Below are 18,721 nucleotides of genomic sequence, written 5' to 3' on the forward strand. Positions count from 1 at the left end.
TAATAAAAACACCCTATACCATGAGGAAACATAAAAAGGCGAATACATATAGGAACAGGTAAAAAATAACTTTAAAAAATAATATAGTTTGTTCCTAAATATTCCTTACCTGTTTAGTGATTAAGGCGCTTTAAAATTCAATTGGATTTTATAAGTGTTCAAGACATCTGCTATAACAGTACCTTCAGGGATCTCAATCTTATCCCCTACTTTGTATGTGTTCACAAATTGCCAAAACACCGCTTTTTCTTGTGGATCTAAACGAGAAAGGATGTATAGATAAGCAGATTCAAGCTGTTGTTGGCTTGCATAGCTATCTACTGATACTACTGGCGTAGTTGCGAAGTTATAGTTCAATTCATCAAGAAGAGCTTCATATACAGTCGTACTTGCATACTTGCTGTATTTACCCTTGTTTTCAGGAACCGTATAGCCGTGGTTGTAATTGATCATACGAGCAACGTAACTGGCCAATAGTTCCGAGTTTTTAGGGTTTTGCTGTAAATAGTCTTCCAGCTTGGATTTATCAGCTTCGTGCGCCGTTAAAACCACTTCCCCGTTATTAATAACATTCAAGTTAAGTTTAATGCTCTTAATTTTACGAGGCGGTTGTTCAAATTCCGCACCATTAAAGCGATGTTTAACATTGATATAGTATTGTTCAATTGCATTCGCTTTAACTAAGGGAATTGGTGAAGATGATACAATTGGAGTTTGTGAGACTTTAACGGTTGTGTTGTTGGCATAGAGGTGTGCTGATAGCGAGATTGTACCAATCAGTAAAGCTAAAGTACGTTTATTAAATACCATTTTAAACTTTTCCAGTGAAATAGTCGGTGTTATTTGTGAGAACCAGTTTTACTTTTAAAACTACTTCTAAGCTGTCTTTACAAGATTATACTATTTTTAACATTGCATCACTAATAGTCCTTAAACATTTTTAGTTAATTCGTATCAATCACCGTTAAAACTATCTAATATGTTTAAGAAGTTTAAGCACCCTTTAAAATTTGTTGTGTATTAGGTTTATGGAAACGATTTTAAATTCCTTTTTGTTAAAGTCCATAATTTATTCATTATTGTTTTATATAGTGTATAAGTTTGTTTTTGCTTTATGTGGCGTATTTCGCAAACCTAAAACTAAAGCCAAAAAGAATTCAAAAAAAGGCTATCGTAAGCCTCAAAAGAATCAGGAGCTTGTATCTAAAAAAGTCCTTACAAAAGACGAGATTATAATGCTTGATGCACTAGAACAGGTCATTCCATCACGCAACATTTTGGTGCAAGTAAGCATGAGTGCTTTTATGACCACGCAAAACATAAGTACCCGAAATCAGTTTTCTAGGCTTTACGTGGACTATTTGATTGTTGATGAAGACTACAATCCTATATTATCTATTGAGCTTGATGGGCATTATCATAAATATACCCAGGATAAAGATAAAAGGCGTGACGAGCTTTTGAAGAGTGCTGGCATTCCTGTCATTAGGTTTAAGGAAATTCCCGACATAAAAGTTATAAGAAAAACCATTTCAAGGTATATTTAGGTATAAATACGATTAACTCTAATTGATTTTAATAATGTAAATGTGTAAAAATGGTTTTGTCGTAAGAGATATTTTGAATTAATTTTCAAATATATTTCTAAAGGTTTAATCATGAACAACTTAACTCGCAATACTGGAACTAATGACATGTTAAATGTATCAAAACCAGAAAATGTTGCTCAAATGTCACCTGTTGAACTTCAGAATTATATTGAAGAACTTCAACAACAACTAGTCGTTAAAGAAAATAAAGCTTTTCACGATGCTGTTAGTGCCATTAATGCAATCATTTCAGAAAAAATTACTGCCGATGGTGTTGTGGACATCCATACACTTAGCGAATATCTAAAAAACAACCACATTGATACCACAAAAGTTGAGCCTATAAGACGTCAAAAACGTAAGCTTACGCATGAATGGGTTCACCGTGAAAACAACAGCTTACGTTGGGCTGGTCGCGGTCAAGTAATTAAATGGTTACGTGAAGAAATGATTGAAAAGGGTTTTGATCCTTCAGATAAAGAAGCTGTACGTAGTTATTGCGAACAAAATCTAGACCTTAAAGAGATTTAATCTTTAAAACTAGTGAAACCACCGTAAAAGGTGGTTTTTTTTTGCCATTATATAGTGTCGTTAAGCGATACCCTATTCTATTAGCTTTCAGCCGATAACAAGAAAATTTGCAATTGGTATATACTTAAACCGTTTTTATAAAGGTCACGTTATACAACGGACTAGTTTTAGTTAAATTTTGGTATATACATTATAAGTATATGTGACTATACCTTTGCTTATGTTTCGCTGGAGGCGATTAAATGTCATTCAAAACTCTATTATTAACTGGCTTATTATCTGTAGGTTTGGTTTTAGTTGGTTGTAGTAAAAAAGAAGAATCAACATCTCAATCAAAACCTATTCAACCAGATGAACAAATTGACAAAGTAGATCCATCTGCAGACCTACAAGCAGCGCGTGAAGCTTATGTCGATAATGAAAAACCTTCAAAAGTTGAGGGCCACGATTTTGATGCACATCAAAAAACTGCAGAACAAAATCCACCAAAAGAGGACGAGCAAAATGATATGTCTTCTATGCTGAACGCTGCAGCTGCAGATGCTCAAAAACAAGCAGATCAAAACAAATAACAGCACATAAGCTTGGTACATCTTTAAAGGGGATTCGTTATCCCCTTTTTTAATGCGCCTTTAAAATACTTTTTAAATTCCCTTATTAAAACTTAACTAAAACAGTGATTCATTTTAACTAAAAAAACTTTATACCCCACGACTTAGTTATAATTAACCAGTTAAAACGTAATTAGATAAATGCGTTAAGGAGTATTAAAAATGGCATATGAATATAACTCGCAAGATAAGCGGTTTGAATTCCCTAATCCCTACCGAATAGAAAACATTTTTAAAGTGATCGGTGCCATCGTTTTTATGCTGGCTGGCCTAAGCTTAATTTTCAGTGCAAAAGGTCTATTCAGTAACGGTGTATTTGTTGCACTACCACCGCTTATAGTTGGTCTAGCAATGTTCAGTTATGGCGCTCTACTGCTGACCACAGGCTTATCAAACCTAAAGTTCTACTTTGGTCGTGATCAACCAGCCGGACTTGCACAGGAGTTATCCATTCAAGAAACTGGTGCTTATCCTGGTGCAACCGATATTAAAGAGATCCTACGCCAAAGCGCTTTGATTTATGAAGAACCAAAAGGCTCAGTGAACGGGATTCTATATTCACTGTTCCCTAATCTTATTTTTTCGCCATTATTCATCCGTAACGCTGCAGAAGCTCAATTTCAAAATGCGATTGTTTTTCTGATTACCTTAGTGAGTGCTCTAATCGCGTATGTGGGTGCATCACCCAATACAGGTGCTTGGCTTGGGATTGTTTACAACGCCATTATTTTGATTGTTTTATTGCGTCCTATGGCTAATCCGAACTCAGGTGCACAAGAAATTGGTTTATCTAAAGTCATTGGTTTGGTTTTAGTCGCCATTCTTGGACCTGTATTGGTTCCTATCCTTACCCAACATGCAGTTGCACCTATTTGGTTGCCAAGCATGGATAAAGCAATTTTTACGTTAATTGCAGCGCTGATTGCGATAGCGATATTCTTCTTGGCCGTGATTGCTCAAATGGTAAAACAGCCACCACAAGCCAGTGCTGGAGTCGTTCAGGATAGTTTGAGTATGAATTGCCAACCAATGCAATTGTTTGATGAACTTGAACGCCATCTACAAAAGAATTGGGAAAGTGCTATTCCTAACAGAATCTATTCACGCCAGTTGCCAGTTATCAACTCTCGCAGTAAAAACGGTGCTTTTGAGGGTGAGATCTTAGAAGAAACTCAACCAGTGCCAATCAATACCCTTCGTGATATGACATTGAGCTCATGCTTCAAAGAAGAAAAGTATCGCTGGTTAGCCATCCTCAATAGTTTTGGATTGTTAAGTTTTATTGCTTCAGTCGTATTAATGACTATTTTTGCCAAAGGTCTATATAACGGAAGCTATCTGGATTTTAGCGACTTCACTTATGGTTTCTTTGGTGTATCGATGTGGATCTTAGGGAAGTTTTGTTTTGAGCACGGTAATTACCTATGGAGCCGTTTTGACTTTGTATCAAAACTAATATGGGTTGAGGCTAAAGGTAGCTATCAATTGTCTCAAATGAACTTTGGCCGTTACCTTGACGACAGCGTGAAATCACAAAAAGAAGTCATCAATGTTGAAACCATGACGTTACGTGTCTGGTACGCTGAAATTAGCACAACGACCTTCGGTAAATATCAAAACCGTGCGATCTTGAGCATGACTGCTTGTACTGATGATGCTGTTGTACTGAAAGAGCATTTAGCCGACTTTGCCAAAAGCCAAAGCATTGTGGTTGCCCCAACGTCTGAAGTAGATATTAACCGCATGTCATCTATGAACCAGATGAATAGCGCAATCAATAAAAGCTCACCAAGAACACATGGTACACATCTTGGATTGATGAATAACCCTGAAACACACAGTCAGGATCTATCAGATCAAGTACCCGTGATCATCAAACCGAAAAAGAATATGTTTTGTGTGAAATGTGGTGAACCACTTCAGGACAATATGCTGTTTTGCCCTCAGTGTGGTACCAAAATAGAAAGTTAATCGTTAAAGAAAATAAAGGAATGGATTACGAATGTGGTCCATTTTTTTTTGACATCAAAAAAATAATTAGAGTTCTAAAATTAAGAGTTTAATTGAGCGTTGACATATTCTTCGACAGAAAATCCCTTTACGCCAGTTTCTATAAGTGCATGCACAAAGTCTGAGAACGTCACTGGAATGTACCCTACTTTGAATAGTGCCTCATTCAACTCTTTGAACTTCAGAAAAACTTCTTCTTTATGTTTTTTCTTCAGCTTAAACGTGGACGGCAAATCTGCCACTTGCAGATCTTGAATTTTGATTGGGTTGTTCATAGCGTACCCGGTTGCTTAAAAGTTGCGAATTTAAACTATTGTAATGTGAAAATTAAAAAATGCAGAATAAATCTGCATTTTATTGTTTCATTTTTTTAAGATCTATTTGATAAACAGATGCTTAAATTAGTATTCTCAACCAAAAGCCAATTAATAGCGGATTAACCAAAATCAATCCGTTTCTTATTAGTATGTTTAATGTGTTGCTACTGGCGTACCAAATGCATCAGGATGTTGTGGTTGTTCACCACCACTTTGTTGAGCTTGACCAGGTTGACCAGCTGGAGCAGTTGTCTTACGTGCAGCTAAGTCCTTCATGATGTCTTGACAAGACATGCCCCCTGTTTCGTATAAGTTGTACGCAACAGGATCTTTTTTAGGATCTGGCGGTACACACTCCAATTCAGGTTCACTAGCAGTTGCAGAATCGGCATTCATTTTGTCCAGTTCGGTAGTAATCAATGTCAGATCGATGTCACTTGGCGTAATTGGACGACTGCTGATCTGCAAGCGATAAGTCATAGACGGCGTTAGTAGCGCATATAGTTCGCGGATCTGATTGGCCATAAGCGCAGGATTTTTCATTACGATTTTTTGGCATAAGAAAAGGTGCACGTTGTTCGGGCTACAAACACTTCCTTTACGCTGACTTGATTGTGGGTTTTGGGCATCCACTTTCAAGGGGTAGACTTCAATGTAAACTTCATACGGCGTATCTGGCTGAAATTGGAAGTTCTGCAAACTAGCAACGACAGTTGAATACGGTTCTGACGTATCTTGTGCATGACAGAATACTTGTGGTGCGTTACAGTCAAAGTTACGACTAATACGGTCGATAATTTCATTGCGCTGAGCAGCCAATTTCATACTTTCTTCTTTTACTCGTCTTGCAACTTCACTCTGCAGTCGAGCTTCAAGTTCAACATCGCTTTGTTGTGGACGTTCAACTTCGATGTTTTGATTGCCAAAAATAACCACAGCAAATAACAAAAAGAAAAGAACACCACCGCCAATCAAGATTAGCTTTTTATGCTTAGCAACAAAGTTTTCATCAATGTTTACTTTTTTGCCCTTCTTTGCTGTCTTGGCTGGCTGTTCAGGCTCACTTACATGTTCATCATCGGGTTGGATTTTGATCGCTTCTTCAGCTTCCTTCCCGATGTTGTCCATATCATCTGGTTCGTGATTACTCATTTATTCACCTATTCAATTATTTACTTGATTTAGCTTTTGTAGAGGTCGATTTAGACTTGGCTTTCTTTTTGCCACGTTGAACTGGCTCACCGTTGTTGTCGTATCCACTTGCACCACAGCTAAAGCAATCCCATTTATACTTACGTTCACCACGTAAATTAAATGCAGACTGAATCATGGTCTGGCCACACTCAAAACACTTGGCTTCGTTGCCAGTGCGAGATTTTGTAAGTTGGGTATCTGGTGATCCATCTGGCAATATGTCGAAATAACGTTTACATGATGCAGCTTCACAACTGTATCGCTCTTCGTAAACACCAGGTTCTTTGCGGTACTTGGTATGTACAAGAGGCTTTTTACAGATACATGGATACTCTGTTTTGGTCACTTGGAATCTTGGCTCGTAGTTAGGACTACCATCAGGGAACACCTCTAATGGACCCGACTTACATTTTTTGCCTTTCAGGTTTGGATTGGATTTTTCACAAGAAAAGAAGTGATACGGCTTACCTGAAGAAGTTGAAATACCTTTTAACTCACGCAACCAACCGCCACACCCTTCAAGCTGACATTTGTATGTATGGTTACGGCGATATTCGTCAAAATCAGGAACCAAGTTACCGCTTTCGTCATTTGTAGAACGGTATGTTTCTTTACAGGTGCCATCTACGAACGCACGTTGAGAGCACTCAAAAAATACAGATTTATCAGTTGTAACCTGAGTCAGTGATTTGCCACATAAACATAAATGAGCAGTTGGCTCACGTACAGTTGGCTTACCCGGTTCATCTTTACCATCAACATTTCTGTTTGGCGCTGAACTTTTGCATGAATTACATGACCAGTAGACCGATGTTGTTTTGTCGCGATTGGTACCGATTTTCGGCAACATGCGTCCGTCATCACAGTTTTTACATTTGTAGACAGGGAATGAATCAAGCCAATGTTTTGAGAACTGTCCTAATTCACTTTCAATCCCTAAATGGAACTTTTGGAGTTCTTGTTTGTAATCGGCATCACCAGTAGCGATTAGATCCAGTGTTTCTTCAATTTCTTTGGTGTAAAGCGGATCTGCAAAACTAAACTTACCTCTAATGTTTTGAATCAACTTCAATCCATGCGGTGTAACTTCAATTTTCTTTTTAACAAGCTTGATATAGCCGTGCTTGATTAACCGTTCAAAGATTGATTGGTAAGTACTAGGACGACCAATTCCTTTTTTCTCAAGTAATTTGACCAATGATGGTACGGTGTAGCGTGAACGTGGTTTGGTTTTGGTCGCGATAACTTTACCAGCAATAACATTGTGGTTTTGACCGACTTCAATATCTATAGGTAGCGTATGTTCAGGTTCTTTTTCTGAATCTTCTTCACCGTCCACGTATTCAAGTGCATTTTCATCAATACTGTAGGTCTTTAATAAGCCCAACCAGCCATCTTCTTTTAAGATACGGCTAGAAGCTTTGAATTCAGCATCTTTAGTAATGCTTTCACCATCTACATTGAGAGTGACATCTTTATAGACACCTATAACGGATTTAACTTCGTATTCAGCTGGAGCCATTTGCGATGCAACAGTACGCAACCAGATTAGACGGTATAGATCCTTTTGAACTTGGTCCTTACCAGCTTCAAAGGTAAAGAAGTCACTAGGACGAATACATTCATGTGCTTCTTGAGCACCATCGCGAGATTTGGTTTTATTGCCGATAATCGCAATGCCCTCTCTCTCACCAAAAGCTTCTAGAGCTTGCATCCCCTCAGGCGAAATTACAGCAGCATCAGTACGATGGTAAGTGATATAACCACCTTCATATAACTTTTGCGCTGCTTCCATAGTTTGTTTTAGATCCAAACCAAGACGCGCTGCAGCTGCAGCTTGCAGATCAACAGTAATAAACGGCGCTGGAGCACTGCGGAAAGATGGCTTAGTTTCAACACTGGTAATGGTTAAGTCTTTTTTATCAATTACGTTTTGTAGACGGGTAATTGAAGCTTTATCTAACCACTGGTTATTGTGCACATCCTTCATTTCAGGATTAAGCCACTTAGAAAAATCCCATTTCGCAGCCCAACCTTGTTTTAGAGTTACTTCAAGATTGTAATGTTCATGTGATTTGAAGTTTTTCAGTAGATCTTCTAAATCACCAAGCACAACGAGTACGGCAGATTGAACACGGCCAACAGGAAATTTGCCTTTTAAAATGTTTGAAATTGGCTCATACAAGTAAAAACCAATCATACGGTCAAGGAAACGGCGTGTTTCTTGAGATGCCACCATACCTTGATCCAGCTCTTCACCATTTTGAAGTGCATTAGCGATCGTACTTTTATCAATAGCGTTATATTTGACGCGAATATACTGATCGTCAGATAAGTTCAGGATACGTTTTAAGTGATATGCAATGGCTTCACCTTCACGGTCCAAGTCAGTTGCGAGGAAAACCGTATCTGCATTTTTAGCAGCCTGTCTTAATTCTTGAACAACGCGTGTTTTATTTTGAGATATTTCGTATTTAGGAACAAAGGCTGGATATGAAAAACCGATCTCATGATTAGGTAAATCACATACATGGCCAACTGAAGCGCGTACAACGAATTCGTGCGGATACAGGTCATCCAAGATATGTTGAATTTTTTCGACCTTTCCGGGTGACTCTACTATGAACAAACTACTCATTAAAATTCATCCAATTTTTAACTTTCTTTAGTAATAATTACTGAAGTTAATCTAGTAATGGTTTAAGTATATACAATTTTAAAATGTTTAAATAGGTTTAAGGGTTGATAAACAAACACTTTTAAGGGCTTATTTCTTAATCTTTAGTTGGATGAACATTTCAAGTGGTTAAATTACTTCCTGTTTTCAATAATCTACGCGAAAAAAGACAACAATATTTATCTAAAATTATGGAAAAAAATGGCTTAATTGTTTGAAAATGCACTGTTTAACCGTCACAAATTAAAATTCCAAAAATATTATTTAACGAATTAATGTTGTACTATAAAGGTATCGTTTGTTTTAAGCTAAAACCATGATTAAAAAACTTATAGTTTTAAGCACCTCATTGTTAATCATCGGGTGTTCGTCTACGCCACAAGAGAAACGCTTAGATCAATACCTTGAAGATACGAAAACTGATGCAAAGGAACGTAGTATTGACTGGTATTACAAACATGATTACGAGCGTAGTAATGTTTTAAATATTTGTTATTCCATTTATATAGATTCTGCTAAGAAAGCTGGTTATTACAGCGATGATGTTAGTGATGGCCGAGAAAAGTATTTAGACGATAGCGTACAAAAAGAAATGTACGCCTCAAATGACGAATGCAATAAGGCATATAAGGCTCAGGATATTCTAGATAACTTTGTTGCAAGCAATAGCCTTCCACAAGAGTCTTATGAAGACAAGTTAGATCCACAACAAGAACCAAATTCAACACCAGAAGTATCACCTGAAGTACCAGAAGTGTCACCTGAAGCACCAGCAAATGAACCAGTCGCCACAAAACCACCAACACTGGAGGAATTAACCAATGCGAATCCGCAATAATGCGCTCATATGCCCAGGCCAATTTTTGATTCGATCTGCATTCTTTTTGCCCTAGCCATTTTACCTATAATAATTATTGGTATTGGCATACAGCTCAAAGAGAATTACGAGCGTAAGAAGCTCACTCAAAGCTATATGGATCAGCACTAAAGAAATGCAATAGGCAATAAAAAAGCAGCGAAATCGCTGCTTTTTTTATTTCTAATGAAGTTTACGAATAGGTTGAGTATAGGGGGAATCTTCTACTCGATGCACATGCATTGAATTGGTAATGTTCATTAAAGGTGAATTACTAGCCACTGAATGAGTCGTTGATGCTTTATGTGTGCGGTAGTTATTCAAAAACTGATCTACTACTGGCACATTGTTAGGCAATATTCCGATTTCGCGGTTAGTAATTTTAATCGTTTCTATTTGGTCTACATGGCTCATAACTAAGTCCACTACAATGATTAAAACTATGAGCATAATTATAGCTTAAAATTGAAGAAATTCCATTTTGGGATTTAATATTTGGTTTTATTATGCACAGGTTTTTGTGGATAGTAGTGGGTATAAATGGCTAAGTTGCTGATTATTTAAGCTTTTAACATTGATTAAAAATTAATCAAAATAACGAAAAATAGAGTAAAATATGGAGAAATATAGCAGAAGCTATAGAAGAAAAAACAGGAAATGTCAAAAAAAGGGCAAAAAAAAACTATTAGAACAATCTCAGTCTAATAGTTTATTAAATAGGGTAATATCCCTTGATTCGTAATATAACCGATCTCTAATAAGTTTTAAAGCTTTTTTAATCATATTCACGGAAATTCCACAAACTATTATCTCATGCTGAACAAAAGTAATGATTAAGCCCTATACTCAGCTCTACCCTGATATATTGCAGATTAGTTAAACTGTTGTTTAGAAATCGCAAACAATATGATGTTATATTTGAGCAAGGTTAGAATTATGTATGAAATGTGAATGCTTTAAAAACTGATATATATTATCAACTTTTTAGAGTTTTACGCCTTATAGAATACATACAACTTGTTAGAATGCCTTATACTAATTAGCCACCCTCACACACCTTTTATGGAAGACCAGTATAGTGAAAGATTCAATCTTTGCTGATGTTATATCAAAGTTGAATGCGGAAGTTTTTACGCAAAAAGCTGGTCGCTTATACCCTCCTGTCAGTCAATTATTGGCACTGGAGAAAAAGTTAGCATTATGTACAGCATCATTGGTTAAAAGCGAAGACATTCCAGACTATAAACAGCTAGAACGCCTGTTTTGGGATAACGTAAATCATACCTATGGCACTGGTTATTTTGCGGAGATTCCTAAGTGGGGTTCCAACATCTTTATCCCATTACAGGTATGGGAAAGTGTGTTACAGCCTTATGCATTGTTCTATAAAAATATGAACCCTGAGTTTAACTTTTATGACTTTGCATTTACGACTGCAGCGTTGAGCGCTTGGCGGTACAGCCAACCCGTGCTAAAGCTTGAAAATGATGTATATCGCACCCTATTGAATGATGAAAACGGTCGCTATGTCGATGGTCATTTGCTGAATTACTACTTTCAGTGGACCAACTTTATTCATACACCAGGTCTAGGACACAACGACAAACCTTTATATGGTTTTTTCGCGCATCAAAACGAAGTTTTGTTTAACGGAAACAACGTTAAAGTACTGATCATCGTGTTTTGCTATGAAGATACTGAAGCCAACATATCTGATGAAGATCCTTTAAGCTTAACCTCTAATTGGGGAGACTATGTGGTTTTAGAGTATCGCACGGATACTATTAAAACCATTAAAGATAGTTTGATTGGTACCAACCTTAAAGGTAGTCCTGAGCTATTAATCTTACTTGGTAAAATGCTTAGCTTATTTAATTTTTCTATTCATCCTAAAACTGACATCTACAATCACCGTGGCTACCTGATGCAACCCACGTATAACGATACGATTGATTCATTTCTCAATAGTTATAGAAAGCACAAAGGTATGCCAGTACGCCGTGGCGTAGGTAAATCACCCTCTAGCAATCAACGCCGTGAAGTCCTCTATCATGTCCACGCACCAAGTTGTCCACGCCTGTTTGATACTGGTCTGAACACTGGTTTTGTGTCGCGCATGCACAAGAGTAGCCATATCGCTAATGACCATTTTAATACACTACATTGGCTTAAAACTGATACTGGCTTAAAACTAATTTCAGGTAGTTTATATACTCAAGAAACCGAAACTAAACTTATTAAATCAATTCAAAATTACTTTTATGGTAATAATACTTAAAGGTTTTCATTCTTTTTTCCTTAAACCTGTTATATAATTTTAATACCCATTTCAATCAATGAAGTATTATGCGTTTCGAGTTCGATCCATCATTTATATCTCATGTTGCAGTACGATTAGATGGCACTTCCTTAAAATCATTTTTAGACAACCTTGGAAACGTATCTTTTCAAGAAGCTGAAAGTTATTTAAGCAATCTAATTAAAGGGAATTATGAGCAAGACGAGTTTACTGTTGGCTTGAAAGTTAAACCTAAAAACTACAATCAAACAGAATTATTAGGGCATCTTTATAAAAATAGTGCCTTTCAATCGGTTTCAACTGAAGTATCGGATCTCGACACCCAAAACATGCACAATGACATAGCTCAATTCGTTCAAAGCTATGCCAATGTTGCAGATCTTCAGTACAACAGTTATTTCTTGGACAAGCAGACGTTTAAGCATGAAAAAACGTTAGATAGCTATATCTTCACAGAATTAATGCTGCAGTTCACCAACAATAATACCGTGAAGTTTCGTGTGGACGGCGAATATGTCACAGTGATTAATGCTGAGCTAACCTCTAAATACATCTATTTTAACGACAACAAGAATAAGCGGATCTGTAAGTTTTTAAGTAAAAATATGCATCCAGCTTATTTAGAGTCATTCTTAGAGCAGATGCATATTATTAAAATTGATTCTGAGCAGTACTTTTATAATGCAGTCGTGAATAACACAATAAGTTATGATGCTGACGTTAACGCCTTTATGGACCAATCCCAGAATTTTTTAAATACCCTTGTGAAAGGTTATAAAAAACTGATCTTAAACAACGTGCGATTTAATCTTTACGAATTCTTAGAAGACGACCTTGAAAGTGTCATCCTAAACCGTATCACTAAGGCATGGCATTACGCTCATGAAATCACGTTGCAAACTAACAACCCATCAAAATATGTCGTTGCTCAACCGCTGGTTATAAAATATTTATAAGTGAGTTTCTTTATTTATGAACCCCCTCATGATCAAGTATGGTATCGATATTGGTACGCTATCTAAAATATTTAGATCGCATCTTGAAAATGAGGGCATTGTATTTGATCGTGAGAGTGACTTTCAGCTTGAACGAAGCTCTAAACGTATTTACCTCAGAACCAATCACCACAATGACGCCACAAAAAATAAGAAAAAAACGGCCTGGTATCTTGTAGATCTAGATAACGCACGTATGTCTTATGGTTGGTTTCATGCTGGCGGTGCAAACTTCACTTACAGCTTGTATGAATACATTCAAGAAATGGATCTGCAACCTGGTGACACCGTATATACCAAGGAACAGCAAGAAGAAGATCTTAAACGCTTCTTAAACTCATGCAAAAGTGCTGAGAAGAACAAAAAAGACCAAGAGATATTGGCTCAAATCTATATGGGTTTTGAATGGGCCAGAAGCCTACCCTTGTCAAACCGTCCACACAACTACAATGTGAAAAAGCAGATTAGCTTCAGTCATGCTAGATTGTACAATCCAAGCAACTTCACTAAAAATGAGCTGATTGATTATGTCAGCCAGTACTACCCTCAACACAAGAACAACACCATTATTCTGAACCGTATTATTGATCTGCAACCAGATCTAGATCAACAGTCGCTACGCCAGAACAAGCTTTTAGTTGAGGGGCAAAACCTCAAAAATCAAATCATTTTCCTTCAGACCATCGCTGAACATAAAAACAAGCGTGGTGAAGATAAGTTTACATTACGTGGTGTACTTGCAAACGGCGCTTTCAAAATCTTATTTAAAGATCCATTGGATGCATGGAACCAAGATCGGATAATCTTTTGTGAGGGCTACGCCACTGGTGAAGCAATTGCAGAATCAATTCAATACTCTATTCCAGTCATTGTCGTGTACGTGGCTGGCAACATCATGAATGTAGTACGTGATTTCCGTGCCGAATTCCCGTTTTCACGCTTCTATATCTTCAATGATAATGACCATAAAACAGCATTAGAAAGCAAAATAAAGCGCAATCCCGGTATCTATTACGCAACAGAAGCATGCCGAGCTGTAAACGCAGCCATGATTGGACCTGAATTTACTGATGAACAGTTAGATCTAAGTGACTGGAACGATTTTAAGTGTTTGTACGGCGTTGAATACACGCGTGATGTAATACGTCATAAAATGCAAAATGCCGTGTGGACGACTGCAGTTCAAAGCACGGTTAACCCGAACTATTCTATCAGCGCCCTATTCTTTGGCATCAAACAACAGTTGGATGATATAGGCCTCTATCCTGATAGCATGACCAAAAAGAATTGGTTTAGCTTGGTTTTACGTGCATATGCTTTGCTGACTCAACAGGGATTTAGTCAGATCCACCCGATTGAGCTGGTCAAAGAACAATTTATTGAAATTCTTGGACAGATCAGCAAACAACCCCGTAAAGTCACTGGAGCTGAAGAACCAGAACTCCTTCAGGCCTACACAAAACTTGTAGAAATGATCGCACGTAATGATTCAACAACAGCACTGAATCAACAGATTATCGCCGTGATTAATTTATACAAAAATGCAGATTATCCAATTGAATCATTAAAGGTTTGGCTCAAAGATATTGTGAGTAAATCGAACGATCCTGAATGGTCCGAAAACTTCATTAATAATATTTTTATTTCGATAATTTGAATGTCAAACATAAACCCCCAAAGGTAGCAAACTTTTGGGGTTTGTTTTTCTCTAAACTTTCATTGCACTAGGTTTATCGACCTACTTAAGACAAATGTTTCCTGATCTAGTTCGGTTTTGTGACTTATAACTAGGTTTATCGACCTATTTAAAACTAATGTTTCCTGAACCAGTTCGGTTTTGTGACTTATGGATTGGTTTGCCATAAACTTTAACGTTGCCTGAGCCTGAAAGCTGTACTTGAGCAGAATTGATAGCTGTACAAAAGATATTGCCTGAACCAGATAGTGCCACTTCTAAATTGTTGCTTTTCAATGGTAATGCATCAAAATTGCCTGAACCTCTCAAAGATAAGACACAGTGTTCAACGGTACCGTCTAAATCCATATTTCCAGATCCACTAATACTTGCTGTGAATTGATCTTCATTAAGATTTAAGACCTGAATATTGCCTGAACCTTTTAAATCAATAGCTTTTAAATTTGGGTGACTGATCGATACTTCTAACGGTGAACAAGTACTAAAACTTACATTGTCCTGAATAGCTAAAACCAATACACCACCCTGAAAAGTCGCACTAATAAGATCTACAATATTGTCGTCTGCAGTAATTTCCATTTTAGAAACACTTGAAGCAAAAAACTTCAGACTCATTGGACCTTTCATACAGATTTCGTTAAATGGGTTTACAGGTACTTGCTTAGTCACTGGTTTGCCACTTCCAACGATTTGATAGTTGGAACCTGAACTGTATACATTGCCGTTGCCATTGATTACAACAGAACCCGAAAAAATATGTTTTGACATATAAAGCCTCAAATTATTAAAAGTAATTTAACCCTAAATAAGTGGTCATTCATAACCTATTTAATATCTGTAAATTATAACATTGAGGGCTTAAACATTTTTTATTAAAATAATAAATTAAAGCTTTTAATTTTTCTTTAAACCTTTATTAGACATAGCTTATATTAAAGATTAAACAGAAATGTTTTTAGAATCGGTATATACTAAAAGTATAAATTTTCTTAAGCATATGATTAATAGTCCTATGCAACCTGGGTAGCACATTGCACCTAAATATATATTAGAAATTGGAATTGTTATGGCTGAGAAAGTACCGAGCGCCCGACATAATTGTGATTTAAATACGATGTTTCAGTTTTTCCAAGAAGAACTGGAGCGAAACTACGGATTCGTATTCAAGTCATCTGGTAAATATCAATTCGTGACCGTATTTGATGAAAAAGTGCCTTGCCTCACCGAATCAGATAACCCTAGTAAATCAAGTAGCAACAATGTCAAACCACGAGGGATGTATTGGATCTATCCAAACATGAACCGTGATACTGGTGAATACTGGCCAGTACTCAAAGGACACCGCTTTGGTGTAACTGACATTGAAATCTCAATTGCTTTTGCTGACCACTATAAGAACGTAATCAAGCCTCAACGAGATTCAAACCCTAACTACAAACCACCAAGCAAAGAAGATGTTGATCGCCGTGTACGTGAGTTTGAAGAAGCTCAAAAGAAGCATCTACTTCAACAAGAAAAAGAGCTCTTAGCTGCACAAATCGCTATCCGTATTGAGTGGCAACGTGCTGGTAAAATTATTGACGATTCATTTTTTAATAATAAAACTGGAAGCCTTCAGACCTTTAAACGCGACATTCGACAAATGCCGTATATGGTTGAAAAGAACCTAGAGCCATACGGCGCTAAAATCATGCGTAAAGATAACTTTACCCGTGATGAAGCCATTGAAGCAGTAAAGCGTGAACTTCCTGAATCAGCTACCAATCAACAGCTTCTCGTTGAAACAGTAGAGAATGTATTAGCGTATCAAAAGCATTTCATCAACTTTGAACCTGAGCTTGAGGGCGAAAAGAAAAAAGGCTTTGATTTACGTAAAAGCAGAGCTGTCATTCTTGCACCGTTAATTGACACCAATAACAAAGTCGTCAATTTACAGCGTATCACCCACCATCGCCAAAAAAAGCGCAACAAAGAAACCAACAAGCTTGAAGAAGTACTGCATAAGGGTAAGTACTTTTTTGATAAAGCCAAAACGAAAGATGCATTCTTGCCTGTTAGCAAAAATCCTGATGTTGGCTATGAAGTCTTTAACCCGAATGCAAAGAACTATTTGATCAAGGAGGGTTGGGCAACAGCGATCAGCGCACGTAAGGCGTTGGATGCTGGTTTAGAGCTTGGTTTATTGGGTGAGGGTTTTACTGCAGAAAACACACAAGTTTTAGCGTCATACAGTAAATCCAATATCTCAAGTGTTGCTGAGCTTATCCGCAGTATCAATCCTGAAGCCAATATATTTGTTGGTTATGATAACGATGCTGGCCAAACGCTTGAGTCTGGTTTGAATCCTGGCTTACAAGAAGCTTGTCACAACTTTTCATTAAGTGGTGTGTTAGGTGATGTGAGCAAACATGAAAATACACGTATCACCCTACCCCCGGTTTTCCAAAATAAATTATCTGTTTCTGATTGGGATGATGCTCGTCAATATTTAGGTGTTGAACGTTTAGCTGCAGAGTTGGCAAAAGAACTGAATAACGCCGTCAAACGTATAGACAACAAGATCCCTGAAGTTGCGTATGCAATTAACCGCTACAACCGTCAACGCGAAGCTTATGCAACCAAGTTCCCTAATAAAGAATACCAACCGAATTACGGCATTGTGATTGCACAATCAGATGAAAAATATCTGGAATTGCAGAACATACGTGCTAAAAACCAAGCAAATATTGAAAATTACAACGCAAATATTGAAAAGCGTAAACAAGATCTATCAAAAGCTAACTATGATGGACCAGCTGGTACAGGTAGCACGAAATCCTATGCAAAACCAAAGTACCAACCGCCGTCATTTGATAAAGCATTTGATGATAAACCAACTCCAACCGCTACGGCACCCGTATCTACGCCCGTCATGACTCTTGAGGGCATTAAGTCTTATATGGAGATCCTTTCTGAAATTGATGTCACCAAAGTTCAAAATGATGTTTTGAAAGTTGTCGCTACTGCAGATGGCCATCAAAAGATTAAAGCCGGTGATATTGAATTCGAGAAAATGGGTGCCAAAGAACCAACCAGTAGCACAAACCCAAGTATGGATAGCATGCAAAATACCAAAGTACATATTGATGTATCCAAGGACATCAACAAAGATACAGTTAAATTGCAGAGTGTGGATCGTTCGACCATTCCCGAACAAAACCTTCAGCAAGGTATCGATCATCATAGCTACGCTAAGTCAGCTATCTTTACCGCTTTTTGGCTTCATTCAGCAGAAATGTATAAAGCTAGAAAGTTAATTCATGAAGCTGGTATTAGTAATGCCGATGTTGAGGGTTCAATTGCTGTCGCTGAAGATAAGCTCAATAAAGCTCAGGAAGAAGTTTCTAAGAAGCGGTCGTATCCTGAACTTTTTGTGATTAGTGCGTCTGATAGCGAATACCGTGCGTCAATCATGAAAGTTTTATCTGATTTAGAGGCTGCACATCCAGAGTGGCAGAATCTCAAAACATTTAGAGAAAATCTTACTGATAGGACCATTGCATTTGATCAATTGAATCTGGATACATTGAAGATCAAAAACAAAGTAGTGCATTTGATTGTCAGTAATGTGACCAATGATCAAAACTATCAAAAGGTTCAAGAAAGCCTCACCACCCTTTTAGATACATCGAACAGCTTGTCTTTGGACCGTCAACAAAAGTTCAATCTTGTGAACGGTCTAAGTAAAACATTAAACAACATGGCCAAACTGTTAGATGAACCACCAGTCTTCCAAAGACTGAACGATTTCTTTACTCGTTTTGAAAAGCGTGTAGATGATCTCGTTCTAGGTGATGGTCTAAAGCTGTATGGTATAGAACCGCAGAATTTAAACAAAACTAACGAACGTGGACAGTCGTTCGATATGTAAAAGCAGATATGAAAAAGCCCCGAATATCGGGGCTTT

14 protein-coding genes are annotated in these 18,721 nt (G+C 37.3%); 9 read left to right on the forward strand and 5 right to left on the reverse strand.

Translation table 11 applies throughout. The features are described 5' to 3' along the window. Positions 1-120: 120 nt before the first annotated feature. A complete protein-coding gene (locus tag DJ533_RS00630) occupies positions 121-810 on the reverse strand; it encodes a hypothetical protein (RefSeq protein ID WP_005006214.1) in 690 nt (229 codons plus the stop codon). Positions 811-1,028: 218 nt separating this feature from the next. On the opposite strand from DJ533_RS00630, the gene DJ533_RS00635 reads away from it, so the two are divergent. From DJ533_RS00635 to DJ533_RS00650, 4 genes are all read left to right on the forward strand, one after another. Then, complete coding sequence (locus DJ533_RS00635) at positions 1,029-1,547, forward strand: DUF2726 domain-containing protein (RefSeq protein WP_005006211.1); 519 nt, start codon at positions 1,029-1,031, stop codon at positions 1,545-1,547. Between the two features lie 111 nt (positions 1,548-1,658). Continuing rightward, positions 1,659-2,120, forward strand: coding sequence for an H-NS histone family protein (locus DJ533_RS00640; protein ID WP_065995364.1), 462 nt, complete (start codon positions 1,659-1,661; stop codon positions 2,118-2,120). Between the two features lie 242 nt (positions 2,121-2,362). Beyond that, the gene (locus tag DJ533_RS00645; RefSeq protein ID WP_005006208.1) at positions 2,363-2,692 is read left to right on the forward strand and encodes a hypothetical protein; all 330 of its coding nucleotides are present in this window, start codon (positions 2,363-2,365) and stop codon (positions 2,690-2,692) included. A 201-nt stretch (positions 2,693-2,893) separates the two neighbouring features. Continuing rightward, complete coding sequence (locus DJ533_RS00650) at positions 2,894-4,702, forward strand: zinc ribbon domain-containing protein (RefSeq protein WP_005006206.1); 1,809 nt, start codon at positions 2,894-2,896, stop codon at positions 4,700-4,702. 80 nt (positions 4,703-4,782) lie between these two features. Here the strand turns inward: DJ533_RS00650 and DJ533_RS00655 are convergent, their stop codons facing one another. The 3 genes from DJ533_RS00655 to DJ533_RS00665 form a co-directional block, all read right to left on the reverse strand. After that, positions 4,783-5,016, reverse strand: coding sequence for a hypothetical protein (locus DJ533_RS00655; protein WP_005006205.1), 234 nt, complete (start codon positions 5,014-5,016; stop codon positions 4,783-4,785). Between the two features lie 195 nt (positions 5,017-5,211). Continuing rightward, positions 5,212-6,210 (reverse strand): hypothetical protein, encoded by a 999-nt coding sequence (locus DJ533_RS00660; protein ID WP_065995363.1) that lies wholly within the window; start codon positions 6,208-6,210, stop codon positions 5,212-5,214. Positions 6,211-6,226: 16 nt separating this feature from the next. Next, entirely contained in the window at positions 6,227-8,890 is a 2,664-nt protein-coding gene (locus tag DJ533_RS00665) for a type IA DNA topoisomerase (RefSeq protein ID WP_032056289.1), read from the reverse strand. Positions 8,891-9,278: 388 nt separating this feature from the next. On the opposite strand from DJ533_RS00665, the gene DJ533_RS00670 reads away from it, so the two are divergent. The 4 genes from DJ533_RS00670 (at position 9,279) to DJ533_RS00690 (ending at position 14,736) form a co-directional block, all read left to right on the forward strand. Continuing rightward, positions 9,279-9,767 (forward strand): hypothetical protein, encoded by a 489-nt coding sequence (locus DJ533_RS00670; RefSeq protein ID WP_227504920.1) that lies wholly within the window; start codon positions 9,279-9,281, stop codon positions 9,765-9,767. Between the two features lie 1,096 nt (positions 9,768-10,863). Beyond that, positions 10,864-12,063: a hypothetical protein gene (locus tag DJ533_RS00680; RefSeq protein ID WP_005028487.1), complete on the forward strand. Its 1,200-nt coding sequence runs from the start codon at positions 10,864-10,866 to the stop codon at positions 12,061-12,063. A gap of 68 nt (positions 12,064-12,131) precedes the next feature. Continuing rightward, positions 12,132-13,040 carry a hypothetical protein gene (locus DJ533_RS00685; protein ID WP_024160890.1) on the forward strand — a complete coding sequence of 303 codons (909 nt, stop codon included), beginning with the start codon at positions 12,132-12,134 and terminating at the stop codon, positions 13,038-13,040. A 28-nt stretch (positions 13,041-13,068) separates the two neighbouring features. Then, positions 13,069-14,736: a virulence-associated e family protein gene (locus tag DJ533_RS00690; RefSeq protein WP_227541471.1), complete on the forward strand. Its 1,668-nt coding sequence runs from the start codon at positions 13,069-13,071 to the stop codon at positions 14,734-14,736. Positions 14,737-14,880: 144 nt separating this feature from the next. On the opposite strand, the gene DJ533_RS00695 is transcribed toward DJ533_RS00690, so the two are convergent. Continuing rightward, complete coding sequence (locus tag DJ533_RS00695) at positions 14,881-15,543, reverse strand: GIN domain-containing protein (RefSeq protein ID WP_065995361.1); 663 nt, start codon at positions 15,541-15,543, stop codon at positions 14,881-14,883. A gap of 298 nt (positions 15,544-15,841) precedes the next feature. Here DJ533_RS00695 and DJ533_RS00700 point away from each other — a divergent pair, with 298 nt between their 5' ends. Next, the gene (locus DJ533_RS00700; RefSeq protein WP_065995360.1) at positions 15,842-18,685 is read left to right on the forward strand and encodes a hypothetical protein; all 2,844 of its coding nucleotides are present in this window, start codon (positions 15,842-15,844) and stop codon (positions 18,683-18,685) included. Positions 18,686-18,721 lie beyond the last annotated feature (36 nt).

Source organism: Acinetobacter defluvii (assembly GCF_001704615.3).
In the GTDB taxonomy this organism is placed as follows: domain Bacteria; phylum Pseudomonadota; class Gammaproteobacteria; order Pseudomonadales; family Moraxellaceae; genus Acinetobacter; species Acinetobacter defluvii.

Excerpts from the sequence above, each read along its gene's own strand:
- DJ533_RS00630 (WP_005006214.1), bottom strand. The coding sequence starts at position 810 with ATGGTATTTAATAAACGTACTTTAGCTTTACTGATTGGTACAATCTCG.
- DJ533_RS00635 (WP_005006211.1), top strand. The coding sequence starts at position 1,029 with ATGGAAACGATTTTAAATTCCTTTTTGTTAAAGTCCATAATTTATTCA.
- DJ533_RS00640 (WP_065995364.1), top strand. The coding sequence starts at position 1,659 with ATGAACAACTTAACTCGCAATACTGGAACTAATGACATGTTAAATGTA.
- DJ533_RS00645 (WP_005006208.1), top strand. The coding sequence starts at position 2,363 with ATGTCATTCAAAACTCTATTATTAACTGGCTTATTATCTGTAGGTTTG.
- DJ533_RS00650 (WP_005006206.1), top strand. The coding sequence starts at position 2,894 with ATGGCATATGAATATAACTCGCAAGATAAGCGGTTTGAATTCCCTAAT.
- DJ533_RS00655 (WP_005006205.1), bottom strand. The coding sequence starts at position 5,016 with ATGAACAACCCAATCAAAATTCAAGATCTGCAAGTGGCAGATTTGCCG.
- DJ533_RS00660 (WP_065995363.1), bottom strand. The coding sequence starts at position 6,210 with ATGAGTAATCACGAACCAGATGATATGGACAACATCGGGAAGGAAGCT.
- DJ533_RS00665 (WP_032056289.1), bottom strand. The coding sequence starts at position 8,890 with ATGAGTAGTTTGTTCATAGTAGAGTCACCCGGAAAGGTCGAAAAAATT.
- DJ533_RS00685 (WP_024160890.1), top strand. The coding sequence starts at position 12,132 with ATGCGTTTCGAGTTCGATCCATCATTTATATCTCATGTTGCAGTACGA.
- DJ533_RS00690 (WP_227541471.1), top strand. The coding sequence starts at position 13,069 with ATGATCAAGTATGGTATCGATATTGGTACGCTATCTAAAATATTTAGA.
- DJ533_RS00695 (WP_065995361.1), bottom strand. The coding sequence starts at position 15,543 with ATGTCAAAACATATTTTTTCGGGTTCTGTTGTAATCAATGGCAACGGC.
- DJ533_RS00700 (WP_065995360.1), top strand. The coding sequence starts at position 15,842 with ATGGCTGAGAAAGTACCGAGCGCCCGACATAATTGTGATTTAAATACG.